The organism is Pseudonocardia hydrocarbonoxydans (assembly GCF_006539565.1).
Taxonomy (GTDB): domain Bacteria; phylum Actinomycetota; class Actinomycetes; order Mycobacteriales; family Pseudonocardiaceae; genus Pseudonocardia; species Pseudonocardia hydrocarbonoxydans.
Genome location: NZ_BJNG01000030.1, coordinates 19,435 through 34,900, shown reverse-complemented (window position 1 = coordinate 34,900; position 15,466 = coordinate 19,435). Strand labels below are relative to the sequence as shown.

At 74.1% G+C, this 15,466-nt stretch carries 16 protein-coding genes; 12 read left to right on the top strand and 4 right to left on the bottom strand.

Annotated features, from left to right (window positions below; genetic code table 11):
* The first annotated feature begins 48 nt into the window (after nucleotides 1–48).
* Nucleotides 49–960 carry a LysR family transcriptional regulator gene (locus PHY01_RS17175; RefSeq protein ID WP_141279907.1) on the top strand — a complete coding sequence of 304 codons (912 nt, stop codon included), beginning with the start codon at nucleotides 49–51 and terminating at the stop codon, nucleotides 958–960.
* Nucleotides 961–994: 34 nt separating this feature from the next.
* On the opposite strand, the gene PHY01_RS17170 is transcribed toward PHY01_RS17175, so the two are convergent.
* A complete protein-coding gene (locus tag PHY01_RS17170; protein WP_141279905.1) occupies nucleotides 995–1,477 on the bottom strand; it encodes a BLUF domain-containing protein in 483 nt (160 codons plus the stop codon).
* A 186-nt stretch (nucleotides 1,478–1,663) separates the two neighbouring features.
* Between PHY01_RS17170 and PHY01_RS17165 the strand changes: the two genes are divergently transcribed.
* The 4 genes from PHY01_RS17165 (at nucleotide 1,664) to PHY01_RS17150 (ending at nucleotide 4,873) form a co-directional block, all read left to right on the top strand.
* Entirely contained in the window at nucleotides 1,664–3,541 is a 1,878-nt protein-coding gene (locus tag PHY01_RS17165; protein WP_141279902.1) for a propionyl-CoA synthetase, read from the top strand.
* Nucleotides 3,542–3,727: 186 nt separating this feature from the next.
* Nucleotides 3,728–3,946 (top strand): hypothetical protein, encoded by a 219-nt coding sequence (locus PHY01_RS27690; protein WP_141279900.1) that lies wholly within the window; start codon nucleotides 3,728–3,730, stop codon nucleotides 3,944–3,946.
* Nucleotides 3,943–4,626: a sortase domain-containing protein gene (locus PHY01_RS26905; protein WP_246085966.1), complete on the top strand. Its 684-nt coding sequence runs from the start codon at nucleotides 3,943–3,945 to the stop codon at nucleotides 4,624–4,626. The genes PHY01_RS27690 and PHY01_RS26905 overlap by 4 nt, the downstream gene beginning before the upstream one ends.
* A gap of 55 nt (nucleotides 4,627–4,681) precedes the next feature.
* On the top strand, nucleotides 4,682–4,873 hold the full coding sequence (locus tag PHY01_RS17150; protein ID WP_141279898.1) for a ferredoxin: 192 nt from the start codon (nucleotides 4,682–4,684) through the stop codon (nucleotides 4,871–4,873).
* On the opposite strand, the gene PHY01_RS17145 is transcribed toward PHY01_RS17150, so the two are convergent.
* Nucleotides 4,857–5,501: a class I SAM-dependent methyltransferase gene (locus tag PHY01_RS17145; protein WP_141279896.1), complete on the bottom strand. Its 645-nt coding sequence runs from the start codon at nucleotides 5,499–5,501 to the stop codon at nucleotides 4,857–4,859. The two genes, PHY01_RS17150 and PHY01_RS17145, sit on opposite strands and share 17 nt — an antisense overlap.
* A 96-nt stretch (nucleotides 5,502–5,597) precedes the next feature.
* Here PHY01_RS17145 and PHY01_RS17140 point away from each other — a divergent pair, with 96 nt between their 5' ends.
* The 6 genes from PHY01_RS17140 to PHY01_RS17115 all read left to right on the top strand — a co-directional run bounded on the left by PHY01_RS17140 (nucleotide 5,598) and on the right by PHY01_RS17115 (nucleotide 12,629).
* Nucleotides 5,598–7,205 carry an acyl--CoA ligase family protein gene (locus PHY01_RS17140; protein ID WP_141279894.1) on the top strand — a complete coding sequence of 536 codons (1,608 nt, stop codon included), beginning with the start codon at nucleotides 5,598–5,600 and terminating at the stop codon, nucleotides 7,203–7,205.
* Between the two features lie 67 nt (nucleotides 7,206–7,272).
* Nucleotides 7,273–8,469 (top strand): cytochrome P450, encoded by a 1,197-nt coding sequence (locus PHY01_RS17135; protein WP_246085965.1) that lies wholly within the window; start codon nucleotides 7,273–7,275, stop codon nucleotides 8,467–8,469.
* Nucleotides 8,466–9,830, top strand: coding sequence for an MFS transporter (locus PHY01_RS17130; protein WP_246085964.1), 1,365 nt, complete (start codon nucleotides 8,466–8,468; stop codon nucleotides 9,828–9,830). Before PHY01_RS17135 ends, PHY01_RS17130 begins: the two co-directional genes overlap by 4 nt.
* A complete protein-coding gene (locus PHY01_RS17125; RefSeq protein WP_218030197.1) occupies nucleotides 9,827–10,600 on the top strand; it encodes an SDR family NAD(P)-dependent oxidoreductase in 774 nt (257 codons plus the stop codon). Before PHY01_RS17130 ends, PHY01_RS17125 begins: the two co-directional genes overlap by 4 nt.
* Nucleotides 10,597–11,943, top strand: coding sequence for a UbiD family decarboxylase (locus PHY01_RS17120; RefSeq protein WP_170183860.1), 1,347 nt, complete (start codon nucleotides 10,597–10,599; stop codon nucleotides 11,941–11,943). Before PHY01_RS17125 ends, PHY01_RS17120 begins: the two co-directional genes overlap by 4 nt.
* Nucleotides 11,944–11,951: 8 nt before the next feature.
* The gene (locus tag PHY01_RS17115) at nucleotides 11,952–12,629 is read left to right on the top strand and encodes a UbiX family flavin prenyltransferase (protein WP_281283657.1); all 678 of its coding nucleotides are present in this window, start codon (nucleotides 11,952–11,954) and stop codon (nucleotides 12,627–12,629) included.
* Here the strand turns inward: PHY01_RS17115 and PHY01_RS17110 are convergent.
* The gene (locus PHY01_RS17110; RefSeq protein ID WP_170183859.1) at nucleotides 12,536–13,411 is read right to left on the bottom strand and encodes a LysR family transcriptional regulator; all 876 of its coding nucleotides are present in this window, start codon (nucleotides 13,409–13,411) and stop codon (nucleotides 12,536–12,538) included. The genes PHY01_RS17115 and PHY01_RS17110 overlap by 94 nt on opposite strands.
* An 87-nt stretch (nucleotides 13,412–13,498) precedes the next feature.
* Here PHY01_RS17110 and PHY01_RS17105 point away from each other — a divergent pair, with 87 nt between their 5' ends.
* Nucleotides 13,499–14,671: an MFS transporter gene (locus PHY01_RS17105; RefSeq protein ID WP_141279888.1), complete on the top strand. Its 1,173-nt coding sequence runs from the start codon at nucleotides 13,499–13,501 to the stop codon at nucleotides 14,669–14,671.
* Here PHY01_RS17105 and PHY01_RS17100 read toward each other — a convergent pair.
* The gene (locus PHY01_RS17100) at nucleotides 14,635–15,459 is read right to left on the bottom strand and encodes a DUF72 domain-containing protein (RefSeq protein ID WP_141279886.1); all 825 of its coding nucleotides are present in this window, start codon (nucleotides 15,457–15,459) and stop codon (nucleotides 14,635–14,637) included. The genes PHY01_RS17105 and PHY01_RS17100 overlap by 37 nt on opposite strands.
* Nucleotides 15,460–15,466: the final 7 nt, after the last annotated feature.

Sequence of the window (15,466 nt, the reverse complement as noted above, 5' to 3'; positions counted from 1 at the left end):
GTTACGGAACCTGCACACCGTCGTTCACGGGTGCTTACGCTGGCCCGTGTGGACCTCTCGTTGCAGCGCCTGCGGATGCTGCGCGAGCTGCGCCGCCGCGGCACCGTCACGGCCGCCGCGGCGGCGCTGCACTACACGGCGTCGGCGGTGTCGCAGCAGCTCGCGCAGCTCGAGCGTGACGTCGGCAGCTCCCTGTTCGAACGGCTGGGGCGGCGGGTCCGGCTCACCGACACCGGCCTGGTGCTGGCCGACCACGCCGAGGAGATCCTGGGGGCCGTCGAGCGGGCGACGCTGGCCCTGGAGGAGGCGCAGGCCACGGTCTCGGTGCGGCTCACGGCGGGGGTGTGGGCGTCGGTCGCGTCCGGACTGCTGCCCGCGGCACTGTCACAGCTGGCCGCCGAGCACCCCGGGATCCGGGTCCGCACCCGCGAGCTGGCGCCCGAGGACACCGCGGGCGCCGTCCGCGACGGCGCGCTCGACTTCTCCTTCGTCATCGACTACTCGGGCCACCCCATGGCCTGGGACACCGGGCTGGAGCGCGCGGTGATCGCCGACGAGCGGCTGCACGCCGCGGTCCCGCCCGGCACGATCGCGGCGCCCACCGTCGTGCTGACCGATCTCGCCGACCACCCGTGGATCCTCTCCGGGCCGCGCTCGCACTTCGGACGCGCGGTGCGCATCGCCTGCCAGCGCGCCGGGTTCGAGCCGCGCGTCGAGCACGAGGTCGGCGAGCAGTCCACCGCGCTGGCCATGGTCGCGGCCGGGCTGGGCGTCACGCTCGTCTCCGACCTCGGCCTGGCGCTGTGCCCACCGGGGGTCGACGTCCGCGCGATGATCGAGCCCATCACCCGGACGGTGTCGATCGCCTACCGCACCGGGACCGCCCGCCGCACCTCGCTGCAGCTGGTGATCGACGCGGTGCGCACCGAGGCCGCCGCGCGCGGCCTCGGTGCGCGCTGACCCGCACCGGCGGGTCACCGAACGCGGACGAGCGTCAGAGGACGGTGCGGCCGATGTGCGGGTTCGACGGACGCGTCCCCGTGGCGTAACCGCGCATCGCGCTGATCACGGGGTCGGCCTCCCGGGTGTCGTGGCCCGGCTCGGGAGCGTCGCCGGCGTTGGTGTTGGTCAGCACCGGCATGCCCGCCGGCTGGTCGTCGTCGGACACGCGCGCCATCGACCAGCGCGCGAAGGCCCTGCTCTCCACCGGCGCGGCCTCGAGGAGCGTGACGGCCTCGTGCCGCTCGTCGGCGGCGATCTTCTCGTACAGGCCGCGCACGACCCCCTCGTCACCCTCCAGGGTCTGCACGACGTAGTCCTGCCAGACGAGCAGGGCGCCGGTGATGCCGCGCTCGACGTTCTTCGCGCGGGAGTTCTGCAGGATCGCCTCGATCTCGGTCCGGCGCTCCGCCGGGGAGATGGTCAGCTGACTGCGATAGACGAGCCGGAACAACGGGGCGACAGCAGTGTCGGCCATGAGAGGCCTTCCTGTTCGTGTACTGCACCGGACACGATGACCGGCGTTCTAAACCGTAACGCGATGTGACACGGGCCACATGTCGATCTTGAACGGGCTCCGGGAGGCCGCGGGCCTGCGAGGACGAGGTGAGCCGGTCCGGACGCCGCACTAGGGTGCGCTCAGCGAACGCCAAGGAGGACTGACGTGGGTGTGTACGAGGAACTGTTCCGTGCGAGCGTGGAGGACCCCGAGCGGTTCTGGCTCGACGCCGCGGCCGGGATCGACTGGCACTCCGCCCCGACCACGGCACTGGACGACTCGCGGCCCCCGTTCTACCGGTGGTTCCCCGACGGCGAGCTCAACGTCTGCCACAACGCGCTCGACCGCCACGTCGACGCCGGGCGCGGCGACCAGCCCGCCCTGATCCACGACTCCCCGGTCACCGAGTCGCAGCGCACCTTCACCTACCGCGAGCTGCGCGACGAGGTGGCGCGCTTCGCGGGCGTGCTCGCCGGGCTGGGCGTCGGGCCGGGCGACCGCGTCGTCGTCTACCTGCCGATGGTGCCCGAGGCCGCCATCGCGATGCTCGCCTGCGCGCGGATCGGCGCCGTCCACTCCGTGGTGTTCGGCGGGTTCGCCCCCAAGGAGCTGGCCGTCCGTATCGACGACGCCGCCCCGAAGGTGATCGTCTCGGCGTCCTGCGGCATCGAGGGCAAGCGGGTCATCGAGTACAAGCCGCTGCTGGACAAGGCGATCGAGCTGGCCTCGCACGAGCCCGAGCGCTGCGTCATCCTGCAGCGCCCGCAGGTCGAGGCCGCGATGGGCGAGCGCGACGTCGACTGGGCGGCCGCCGTCGCCGACGCCACCCCGGCCGACTGCGTGCCGGTCAAGGCCACCGACCCGCTCTACATCCTCTACACCTCCGGCACGACCGGGAAGCCGAAGGGCGTGGTGCGCGACAGCGGCGGCTACGCGGTGGCGCTGAACTGGTCGATGCCCAACGTCTACGCCGTCGGGCCCGGCGAGACGATCTTCACCGCGTCCGACGTGGGCTGGGTCGTCGGCCACTCCTACATCGTCTACGCGCCGCTGCTGGTCGGGGCCACCACCGTGCTCTACGAGGGCAAGCCGGTCGGCACGCCCGACGCCGGGCAGTTCTGGCGGGTCGTCGCCGAGCACGGGGTGAAGAGCCTGTTCACCGCGCCCACGGCGTTCCGGGCCATCAAGAAGGAGGACCCGCGGGGCGAGTACGCCCGCAAGTACGACCTCTCGTCGCTGCAGTACCTGTTCCTCGCGGGCGAGCGGCTGGACCCGGAGACCTACAAGTGGGCCGCAGAGCTCCTGGAGATCCCGGTCATCGACCACTGGTGGCAGACCGAGACCGGCTGGCCGATCGTGGCCAACCCCGCGGGCATCGAGCTGCTGCCCGTCAAGCCCGGCTCCCCGACCACCCCGCTGCCCGGCTGGGACGTGCAGGTCGTCGACACCTCAGGCCGCCAGGTCGAGGCCGGCACCGACGGCGCGATCGTCGTCAAGCTGCCGATGCCGCCCGGCTCGCTGCCCACGCTCTGGAACGACGACGAGCGCTTCGTCAACTCCTACATGAAGGCGTTCGAGGGCTACTACCTCACCGGTGACGGCGGGCGGATCGACGAGGACGGCTACGTCTACGTCATGGGCCGCACCGACGACGTGATCAACGTGGCCGGGCACCGGCTGTCCACCGGCGGCATGGAGGAGGTGCTCGCCTCGCACCCCGACGTCGCCGAGTGCGCGGTGATCGGCGTCGCCGACCAGATGAAGGGGCAGATCCCGCGCGGGTTCGTCGTGCTCAAGGCCGGCGTCGAGCGGGCCGAGGACGAGCTGCGCGCCGAACTGGTGCAGATGGTGCGCGACCAGGTCGGCGCCGTGGCCTCGCTCCGGGATGTCGCCGTGGTGGCGGCGCTGCCGAAGACCCGGTCGGGGAAGATCCTGCGCAAGACCATGCGCGGCATCGCCGACGGCGTCGACGAGCCGGTGCCCGGCACCATCGACGACGCCTCCGTGCTCGACGCCCTGCGCCCGGTCCTGCGCCGCGACTGACCCGCGCCGAACGGCACCTCCGGTCCTCTCGACGGGCCGGAGGTGCCGTTCGGCCCGTCCGGGGACGAATGTCCACCCGATCGGGTAACGCCCGGTGACGGTGAGCGATGACGGGGATGCGCGGCCGGCGCTCCCCCACGACGGCGCGTACGCCCTGTCGTTGCCCCGAGAGGATCCCCGACTCTCATGGATGTGCACCGTCGTACCCGTGCCGCGGCGCTGTGCGCCGCGCTGAGCGGCGCGCTCGTCGTCGGCATGGCCGGCACCGCCGTCGCCTTCTCCCCGCCCGACCCGCCCGACGCGCCCGAGCCGCCCCACGGCCGCCCCGCGGTCGCGCGGGCCGAGATGCCCGCCGACGGCCCGATGACGACCCCCGCCCTCACCGCGCGGGTCCCCGCGCCGTGAGCCGCCGGGCGGCCGGCCCCGTCGCCGTGCTGGTGGGCGCCGTGCTGGTGGGAGCCGTGGTGCTGACCGGGTGCACCGCCCCGCCCACCGCCACGCCCGCGGCGTTCCGCATGCCCGTGACGCGCTCGGTCGTGCCGCTGGCCGCCTCGCCGCAGGCCCCCGCGGTCGTGCCGGTGCCCGCCGCGGCCCCCGCCGCGGAACCGCTGCGGGCCGTCGACCGGCTGGAGCAGTCACCACCCGCGCGGCTCGACGTACCGGCCATCGGCGTGCGCACCGACCGGATCGTCGCGCTCGCCCCCGACGCGGGCGGCGTGCTCGCCGCACCGGACGACGCCGCCACCACCGGCTGGTTCACCCGCGGCCCGACGCCGGGCGCCGCCGGGCCCGCGGTGATCGCCGGGCACGTGGGCGTCGCGGGGGCCGCGGGACCGTTCGCCCGGCTCGGTGAGCTGGCCGCCGGCGACGAGGTGAGCGTGGGCCGCTCCGACGGGACCGACGCGGTGTTCACCGTCTACCGGGTGGAGCGGGTGCCGCGCGAGGCGTTCCCGGCCGGGGAGGTCTACGGCGACACCGCGGGCCCGGAGCTGCGTCTGATCACCTTCGGCGGGGTCTTCGACCGCGGCGACGGCCCGTACCCGGACAACGTGGTCGTGTGGGCCCGGCTGGCCGGCGTCCGCTGATCGCTGAGGGTCGCCTTCGGTGACGGCCGGGCGGGTCGCGGTGCACGATGGCGGCATGAAGGTAGAGGTGGATTTCGACCTGTGTGAGTCCAACGCCGTGTGCATGGGCATCGCCCCGGAGGTGTTCGAGGTCCGGGACGACGACTTCCTGTACATCCTCGACGAGAACCCCGGCGAGGAGCTGCGGCCCAAGCTCGAGGAGGCCGTGCAGGCCTGCCCGCGGGCGGCGATCAAGCTGGTCGGCTAGCCCGCAGGGAGAACAGCAGCGGCAGGCGCGGGGTGCCCTCGGGCCAGCCCCACCAGCCGCCGCCGAGGTCGCGCATGTCCGGCCAGCGGCGCCACGGGCTCACGTCGTGCTCGGCGAAACCGGTGAGGTCCAGGCCGGCCGCACGCACGGCGTCGAGCAGCGTGCCGATGCCGTGGGTCCACTCGAAGGAGACCGTGTCACCGGCCAGCTCCCCGGTGCCGTCGTAGCTCACGGCCGACTCGGTGCGCAGCGGCCCGGCCGGCAGGTAGGGCCAGTCCAGCACGACGCCCGGGCCCGGCTGGTCGTCGGCGGCGCCGTACACGTCGCTCCGCACGTACTCGACGCCCACACCGCACTCCGCGGCGAGCGCGCGGGCCGCCTCGACCGAGGCACCGGAGAGGTCGAGGCCCACGGCACGGGCGCCGTGCCGGGCGAGGCAGATCGTGTCGGTGCCGAGGTGGCACTGCAGGTGCAGCACGTCGCGGCCGTCCACCTCGATCGCGGCGTACTCGAAGTCGGCGAGCCGCTGCCGCCCGGAGCGCAGGGCGTCGAGGTCGTAGCCGCCGTCGAGGTGGACGGGGACGCGGGCGTCCCGGTTGCGGCGGTTCGCCTCGATCATCTCGTCCACCCGTCCGAGTCTGCCGGGCCGGGCGAGCGGGTCCGGCGGTTGCCGCGCCGCTGCGCAGGACGCAGGATCGACCCCACCCGTCGCAAGGAGCCCCCGATGAACACCGTCTGGAACACCCCGCTGACCCCGCTGGCGTTCCTGCGCCGGTCCGCCGAGGTGTACCCGGACAAGACCGCGATCGTCTACGGCGAACGCCGCCACACCTACGCGGAGTTCGCCGCCGAGGCCACGCGGGTGGCGCACGCGCTGCGCGGGTCGGGCGTCGCGCCGGGCGACCGCGTCGCCTACCTGCTGCCGAACGTCCCGGAGATGCTGGTGGCGCACTTCGCGGTGCCGCTGGCCGGCGCGGTGCTCGTCGCGATCAACACGCGGCTGTCCACCGAGGAGGTGCGCTACATCCTCGACCACTCCGGGGCGAAGGTGCTCGTCGTCGACGCCGCGCTGTACCCGACGGTGGCGCCGGTGGCCGACGAGCTCAAGACCGTCGAGGAGATCGTCACGGTGGTCGACCCCGCCGCGCCGGGTGACGGGATCGGCAGCGGGGTGCGCTACGACGACCTGCTCGCCCGCGGCAGCGACGAGCCGCTCCCCTGGTCCGTCGACGACGAGGACGGCACGATCGCGATCAACTACACCTCGGGCACCACGGGCAGGCCCAAGGGCGTGATGTACCACCACCGCGGCGCGTACCTGAACTCCTTCGGCGAGATCGTGCACTCCGCGCACACCCCGGACAGCGTCTACCTCTGGACGCTGCCGATGTTCCACTGCAACGGCTGGTGCACCCCCTGGGCGCTCACCGCCATCGGCGGCACCCACGTGTGCCTGCGCGAGGTGCGCGGCGACGTGATCTGGCAGCAGATCACCGAGCACGGCGTGACCCACCTCAACGGCGCCCCCACCGTCGTCACCACGATCATGCGGGCGCCCGAGGCCGTCACGCTGGACTACCAGCTGGTGATCACCACGGCCGGGGCCCCGCCGTCGCCGACCACGATCCTGCAGATGGAGGAGATGGGCTTCCGGATCGTGCACGTCTACGGGCTCACCGAGACCTACGGGCCGTACTCGGTCAACCAGTACCAGCGGGCATGGGACGACCTGCCCGCCGAGGAGCGCGCGTCGCTGCAGGCCCGGCAGGGCGTGGGGATGCTGTGCGCCGACCACCTGCGCGTGGTGGACGAGGACATGGCCGACGTGCCCGCCGACGGCGTCACGATGGGCGAGATCGTCATGCGCGGCAACAACGTCATGAAGGGCTACTACGAGGACGCCGCCGGCACCGAGAAGGCGTTCGCGGGCGGGTGGTTCCACTCCGGCGACCTGGGCGTCATGCACCCCGACGGCTACGTCGAGCTCCGCGACCGCGCGAAGGACGTGGTGATCTCGGGCGGGGAGAACATCTCGACGGTCGAGGTCGAGCAGGCCGTCGTCTCGCACCCGGCGGTGCTGGAGGCCGCGGTGATCGGCGTGCCCGACGAGAAGTTCGGCGAGCGGCCGAAGGCGTTCGTGGTGCTGGCCGACGGGAAGGACGCGACGCCCGACGAGCTGATCGAGCACGTGAAGTCGAGGATCGCCCGGTACAAGGCGCCGCGCGACGTCGAGATCGTCGACGAGCTGCCGAAGACCTCCACCGGCAAGGTGCAGAAGTTCGAGCTGCGCGAGAAGGAGTGGGGCGGGGAGACCCACCGCATCCGCGGGTAGCCGCCGCTATCGCAGCCATAGCGGGCTGCGCATCGACCGGGGGCGACGGCGGTCACAGACTCGCCACATGACCGACGTCGCCTCACCGGCCCCGTCATCGGCCGTCGGGTCCACCTGTCCGGTGTTCGACCCGCACTCGCCCGATCTCTCCCCCGAACGCGCCTACGCCCTCTACGACGAGCTCCGGACGAGCTGCCCGGTCTCGCGCGGTGAGAACCACGGCGGCTACTGGTCGCTGTCGCGCTACGAGGACGTGCGGGCCGCCGCGCTGGACCACGAGACCTACTCGTCCACGGGTGGGGTCTACCTGCCACCGGTCTCCGACAGCCGGTTCCCGCCGATCGACTACGACCCGCCCGAGCACGCCGGGTTCCGCGAGCTGATCGCCCCGCTGACCAGCGGCGCCGCCGCGAAGGCGATGGAGCCGATGATCCGGGGATCCGTCGAGGCGATGGTGGACGGGTTCGTCGACCGCGGATCGGCCGACCTCGTCGAGGAGCTGGCGGTCCCGCTGCCGCTCGACGTCATCACCCACCTCTACGGCCTGGACCCGCAGCGCGCGGAGGACATCCGCGGCTACTCCCTGGAGTTCCTGGAGCACGCCGGCGGGCCGAAGGGCCGCGAGGTGATCGACCGGGTCTGCGCCTACTGGATGGAGCTGTTCGCGCAGCGCCGCCGCGACCCGCAGGACGACTTCATCACCCACCTCGTGCAGGCCGAGCACGGCGCCGACGACCCGACGCTGGCCAACATGATGTTCATCCTGACCTACGCGGGGCACGACTCCACCGCGCTCGGGCTGTCCAACACCCTGCTCTATCTCGCCGAGCACCCCGAGGTCCAGGAGCAGCTGATCGAGCGGCCGCGGCTCGTCGTCACCGCGGTCGACGAGATCCTGCGCTACGAGACACCGCTGCACTGGTTCCCCCGCAACCTCACCCGCGACACGTCGATGGCCGGTCAGGAGATGAAGGCGGGCGACCGCGTCGTCCTGCTGTTCGCCTCGGCCAACCGCGATCCCGAGGTGTTCGACCGCGCCGACGAGGTCGTCATCGACCGCCGCCCCAACCGGCACGTCGCGTTCGGCGCGGGCATCCACACCTGCCCCGGCATGGCGCTGGCGCGCGCGGAGATCCGGATCGCCGTGGAGACCGTGCTGCGCCGCATCCCCGGCTTCCGCGTCGACGGCACGGTCGAACGCACCGATCCGCTCGAGGGCGGGGGACGCCATCTCGGCGTCCGGACGCTGCCGGTGACGTGGTGAGCGCCCCCGCGGCGGAGCCGACGCCCCGGCAGATGATCACGGCGGGTGCGGCCTCGACGGTCGCGTTCGCGTTCGACCTCTTCGACCTGTTCATCCTGCTCTACGTGGCCTCGACGATCGGGCCGCTGTTCTTCCCGGCCGAGAGCCAGACCCTGCAGCTCGCGGCGACCTACGCCTCGTTCGGCGTCAGCCTGGTCATGCGGCCGCTCGGCGGCGCGGTGTTCGGCCGCTACGCCGACCGCGTCGGCAGGCGTCGCAGCATGATCGTGACGATCACCGGTGTCGGCGTCGCGACGGCGCTGATGGGCGCACTGCCCACCTACGCGGCCGTCGGGGTGCTGGCCCCGGTGCTGTTCGTGGCGCTGCGGCTGGTGCAGGGCCTGCTGGTCGGCGGCGTCGTGGCCTCGACGCACACCCTGGGCACCGAGTCCGTGGCGCAGCGCTGGCGCGGGCTGGTGTCCGGGCTGGTCGGCGGGGGCGGCGCGGGGCTGGGCGCGGTGATCGCCTCGCTGGTGTTCCTCGGCGTCTCGGCGGCCTACCCGGGCGAGCAGTTCGCCGTGTGGGGCTGGCGGGTCATGTTCTTCACCGGCCTCGCGGCGTCGCTGCTGAGCCTGGCGCTGTTCCGGTTCCTGGAGGAGTCGCCGATCTGGAAGGCCGCGGCCGCGGCGCCCCGGGCCGACGTGCGGCCCGCGCGGGCGCGGGACCTCGTCGCCCCCGGCCGGGTGCCGGTGCTGCTGACCAGCCTGGCGCTGGTGATCGGCGCCGGTGCGCAGTACTACCTCACCTCGGGCTACCTGCCGACGTACTTCGCGAGCGTCAACGAGGTGCCCTCCGGGCCGCGCGGCATGCTGCTGGTCTGGACGAGCCTCGCGATCCTGCCCGTCGCGCTGCTCGTGGGGCACCTGTCCGAGCTGATCGGGCGGCGCAAGGTGTTCCTCGGCATCGGCGCGGTGAACGTGGTCGCGCTGCCGCTGCTGGTGCTGGCGCTGGGCGGGCTGGGTCCGGACGACACCGGCTCCCTGCTGCTCTACGGCCTGCTGCTGACCGTCCTGGCCAACGCCTCCTACGCCGCGGTGCCGATCTACCTCAACGAGCGCTTCCCCACCCGCCTGCGCGCCACGGCCACGGCGCTGGTGTGGAACGGCGGCTTCGCGATCGGCGGCCTGATGACGACGTTCGTGACGCTCGCCAGCCCCACCGTCGCCGACATCCCGAGCCGCCTGGCCATCTTCCTGGCCGCCTGCGTCGGGATCTTCCTGGTGGGCGCGGCGCTGTCGCCGGAGACCCGCGGCGCGCTGGAGCGCCCGGACCCGATCGACGAGACCACCCCCTCCCCCCGACTCGAAGGAACCACATCGTGACCAGCGAACACTCCGGCCGGGTCGTCGTCGTGACGGGTGCCGCGGGCGGGATCGGCGGCCGCTACGTCGCCTCGCTCACCGCGGCGGGCGCGCTCGTCGTCGCCGCCGACGTCGCGCCGCTGGCGGAACGCGGCACGGAGCTGGCCGAGAAGGCCACCGCCGCCGGGCCCGGCCGCGCGGTGTTCGTGACCGCCGACATCACCTCCGACGACGACTGGGCGGCGACGGTCGACACCGCCCGCCGCGAGTTCGGCCGGATCGACGCGCTGGTCAACAACGCCGCGATCTACCAGGGGCTCGGCGGCAAGCGCCACCTCACCGCGCTGGCCAACGACGAGTGGGACCGCGTGCTGACCGTCAACGTCCGCGGCACCTGGCAGGCGATCAAGGCCGTCACCCCGCTGATGCGCGAGAGCGGCGGCGGCCGGATCGTCAACATCTCCTCGACGGTGGCGCGGATGGGCGCGCCGGGGTTCGCGCACTACGTGGCGTCCAAGGCCGCGGTGGACGGCCTCACCCGGGCCGCGGCGCGCGAGCTCGGCCCGGACGCGATCACCGTGAACGCCGTGGCGCCCGGCCTGGTCAGCGACGAGGCCTCGCGCACCCTCAACACCGACGACTACATCGCGATGGCCGCGCGGGGCCGGGCCCTGGGCCGCGAGATGGCGCCGGACGACCTGGTCGGCGCGGTGCTGTGGCTGGCCGGGCCGTCGAGCGGGTTCGTCACCGGGCAGACCGTCGTCGTCGACGGCGGTGGCGTGTTCACGTGAGCGATCTCCGGACCTGGCTCGCCGAGCTGGCCGGGCGCGGCGACCTCGGCGTGCTGGCGTCCCCGGTCGACCCCGACCAGGAGGTGGCCGCCGTGCTGGAGGCGGCCGACGGCCGTCGCGCGGTGCGCTTCGACGCGGTGCGCGGCGCGCGCTTCCCGCTGGTGGGCAACACGATGATCGGCCGCGACCACCTCGGCCCCGCGCTGGGCTGCGCCACCCGCGACGCCGCCGACCGGATGGCCGACGCGCTGGACCGGCCCCGCGCGTGCGTCGAGGTCGCCGACGCCCCGGTGCTCGCCGAGCGCCTGACCGGCGAGCACCTGCTCTCCGCGCTGCCGCTCACCCGCCAGCACGAGCACGACGCGGGGATGTACCTGACCTCGGCGCTGCTGTCGGTCCGCGACCCGTCCAGCGGCACGACGAACCTGTCGATCAACCGGATGCTGGCCGTCGGCGAGCGGGAGCTGCGGGCGCTGCTGCTGCCCGGCCGGCTGCGGGCGATCTTCACCCGGGCCGAGGCGGAGGGCCGCGACCTCGACGTCGGCATCGTCGTCGGGGTGCACCCGGCGCTGCTGCTGGCCAGCCAGTCACCCCCGGACCGCGACCTCGACGACCTGGAGGTGGCCTCGGCGCTGCTGCCGTCGCCGCTGCGTGTCACGCGCACACCGACCGTCGACGCGGTCGTCCCGGCCGACGCGGAGTTCGTCCTGGAGGGCCGGTTCCGCGCCGGGCGCCGCGCGGCGGAGGGCCCGTTCGGGGAGTTCCCGCGCACCTACGGGCCGGGCGGGCCGGCGCCGGTGATCGAGCTGGAGGCCGCGTGGCACCGCACCGACGCGCTCTTCCAGACGATCCTGTCCGGCGGCCGTGAGCACTTCCTGGCCGGCGGGCTGCCGCGCGAGGCACTGCTGGTCCGGGCGCTGCGCCGGGCCGGGCTCGACGTCGCCGGCCTGCGCCTGCCCGAGCACGGCTCCTGCCGCTTCGACGCCGCGGTGGCGCTGCGCGACCCCGCACCCGGGGCCGCGACCACGGCGATGCTGACGCTGTTCACCGCGGCCGCGACCGTCAAGACGGTGACGGTGGTGGACGACGACGTCGACGTGTTCGACGACGAGCAGATCGGCTGGGCCGTGGCGACCCGCGTGCAGGCCGACCGCGACCTGCTGGTCGTGCCCCGGGCGAAGGGCAGCAGCCTGGACCCCTCCGCGCGCGGCGGCACCACGGCCAAGCTGGGCATCGACGCCACGGTGCCGGCCGCCGAGCGTGACGCCCACCGGCAGATGCGGGTGGCCCCGCCGGACGCGGAGCGGCTGCGTTCGCACCTGCTCGAGCTGGGCCTCGCATGATCCGGCGCGTGATCGTGGCCCTGACCGGCGCGTCGGGGGCCGTCTACGGGATCCGGGCGCTGGAGATGCTGCGCGAGCTTCCCGACGTCGAGACCCACCTGGTGCTGACGAAGGCCGCCCGGGCCACGATCGACCACGAGACCGACCGGACGGTGGCCGACGTGCGGGCGCTGGCCGACGTCGTCCACAGCGACGGCGACCTGGGCGCCCCGATCTCCAGCGGCTCGTTCCGCACGGCCGGGATGCTGGTGGCGCCGTGCAGCGTCAAGACGCTCTCGGGCATCGCCACCAGCTACGACGACACGCTCGTGGTGCGCGCCGCCGACGTCGTGCTCAAGGAGCGGCGCCCGCTGGTGCTGCTGCTGCGCGAGACCCCGCTGCACGCCGGGCACATCCGGCTGATGGCCGACGTCACGGCGTCCGGGGCGATCGTGATGCCGCCGGTGCCGGCGTTCTACACGCGGCCCGTCACGATCGAGGACATCGTCGACCACACCGTCGGGCGGGCCCTGGACGCGCTGGGCATCGAGACCGACCACGTGCAGCGCTGGGACGGCCAGCGCGGGGACGGCCGGCGCGCGGGAGCCCCGTCTCACCCGGTGGACTTCAGCAACATCGCCAGGAACGCCGCGATCGGGGCCGAGGCGAGCGAGGTCTCCCGCCAGACCACACCCAGCTCGCGGTAGGCCCCCGGGTCGCAGACGGGCACGACGTCGGTGTCGTCGCGGCCCAGCGCCAGGCGCGGCAGCAGGGCCACCCCCATCCCGGCGCGCACCATGCCGCGCACGATCGAGAGCTGCCCGGTCTCCAGCGCGATCCGCGGCGTGACCCCGGCCTGGGCCCACAGCCGGTCGGCGAGGTCGCGCAGGCCGTAGCCGCGGCGCATGGCGACGGTCTCGGCGTCCGGCAGGTCGCGCAGCCACACGCCGGGACGGCCGCGCAGCGGATGGCCGGGCGGGACCAGCAGCACGACCGGCTCGCGCACCAGGGTGCGGGCGGCGAGCCCGGCGGAGGTGGCGGGCATGCGGGTGACGGCGAGGTCCAGCGTGCCCGCCGTCACCATCTGCTCGAACTCCCGCGAGACGTCGTGCTCGACCAGGTGCACGGTGACCTCGGGGTGTTCGGCCCGGAACCGCGCGACGACCTCGGGCAGCAGCTGCGCACCGACGCTGGGCAGCACGCCCACGGTGACCTGCCCGCCCCGCGCCTCGGAGACGGCGGTGACGCGCTCCCGGGCCTCCTCCATCTCGGCGAGCGCCCGGACCGCGTGCTCCCGCAACACCTCCCCGGCCGCGGTGAGCACGACGCGGCGGCCGGTGCGCTCGAACAGCGCGGCCCCGACGGTCTGCTCCAGCTTGCGGATCTGCACCGACAGCGACGGCTGGGCGAGGAACAGCCGCGCCGCCGCGCGGGTGAAGCTGCCCTCCTCGGCGACGGCGACGAAGTAGCGCAACTGGTGGAGCTCCATCGGACCACCTCCTGACCGTATGTTTCGTACCATTTCCTCCGCATGATCGGTACCGCAGGCCCTGAAGTGCCCATTAGCATTGCTCACATGAGTCCTGGTGCGAGGGCCGTGCTGGGCGCCGTCACGACCACGACGGTGTCGGTGCTGCCGGTTTTCCTCACGGCCGGGCTGGCCGTGCAGATCTCCGCCGAGCTGGGCTTCGACCCGGCCGGGCTCGGCCTGGTGGTGGCCCTGTTCTTCGGCGTCAGCGCGCTCGCCTCGCTGCCGTGCGGGTGGCTGGTCGAGCGGTACGGGTCGGGCCCGACGAGCCGGCTCGCGGTGCTCGGCGCGGCCCTCGTGATGGCGGCCGTGGCGCTGTTCGCCCGCTCCTACCCCGCGCTCGTGGCGATCCTGCTGGGCAGCGCCTGGTGCAACGTGCTGGGCCAGCTCGCCGCGAACCTGACGCTCGCGCGGTACGTGCCCGCGCACCGGCTCGGGCTCTCCTTCGGCGTCAAGCAGGCCGCGATCCCGGCGGCCACGCTGCTGGCCGGGGCCGCGGTGCCCGCCGTCGCGCTGACGCTGGGCTGGCGCTGGGCGTTCGTGATGGGCGCGGGGCTGGCGCTCGCCGCGCTGCTGGTGGCCCCGCGCGACACGGTGGGCCGCGCCCCGACCCCGGCGAACCCGGGCGAGCGGGCCACGGGCGCGCTCTCGGTGATCGGCGTCGCGGCCGGGCTGGCCGCCGCGTCGTCGTCGGCGCTGGGGATCTTCCTGGTCGCCTCCGCCGTCGACCAGGGCATCGACCCGGCCGCGGCCGGTCTGACGCTCACCCTCGGCAGCGTCGTCGGGCTCACGCTGCGGCTGTTGCACGGCTGGGCGGCCGACCGGCGCTCCGGCGGGCACGTCGCCGTCGTCACCGGATCACTGGTGCTCGGCGCGGGCGGGCTCGCGCTGCTCGCCGTGCCCGGCACGCCCGCGCTGGTGATCGGCACCGTGCTGGGGTTCGGGCTCGGCTGGGCGTGGCCGGGGCTGCTGCAGTTCGCCGTCGTGCGGCTCAACCCGTCGGCCCCCGCGGCGGCGACGTCGATCGTGCAGGTGGGCGTGTACGGCGGCGGCTTCGCCGGGCCCGCGGCGTTCGGGTTCCTGGCCGCGCACGCCTCGTTCCCGACGGCGTGGCTGGCCGGCGCCGCGACGATGCTGGTCGCGGCGGTGCTGATGGGGCTGGGCCGGCGGATGCTGGTGGCGCATCAGGCGAGCCGGTCGGCCAGCGCGATCGCGTCGTAGGGGGCGTGCACCTTGGCGTCGTTGTCGAAGTAGACGACGACGTCGCGGCCGCCGTCCCGCCATTCCCGCACCCGGGCGGCCCAGGCGTCGAGGGCCTCGGGGGTGTACCCGCTCGCGTACAGCTCGTCCTGCCCGTGCAGCCGGACGTAGACGAAGTCGGCGGTGAGCTCGTCGAACACCGGCCAGGTCCCGGCGGAGTCGGCCCGCACGAGCGCGACGCCGTGCTCGCGCAGCAGGGCGGCGAACGCCGGGTCCCGGAAGCTCTCGTGCCGCGGTTCGATCGCGTGCCGCAGCGGGCGGTCGGCGTCGGTGGCGAGGTGGGTGCGGCCCTCGACGCGCTCGTCGTGCCGGCCCGCGAGGTCGACCGCGGCGGCGGTGGTGGCCGGCAGGAGGGCGAGGAAGGCGGCCGTCCGGTCGCGGTCGAAGCGCATCCGGGGCGGGAGCTGCCACAGCAGCGGGCCGAGCTTGGGGCCGAGCGCGAGCACGCCGGAGGCCAGGAAGTTCGCCACCGGGGCCTCGACGTCGCGCAGCTGCTTGAGATGGGTGACGAACCGGGGGCCCTTGACGGCGAACACGAAGTCGTCGGGCGTCTGGGCGGCCCAGGCCCGGTAGCTCTCCGGGCGCTGCAGCGCGTAGAAGGAGCCGTTGATCTCGATGCTGTCGACGCGCCGGGACAGGTACTCCAGCTCGCGGCGCTGCGGGAGGCCCTCGGGGTAGAACGTGCGGCGCCACGGCGGGTACCGCCACCCCGACGTACCGACCCGCGCCCGCGCCACGCCCCGGAGCATGCAGGAT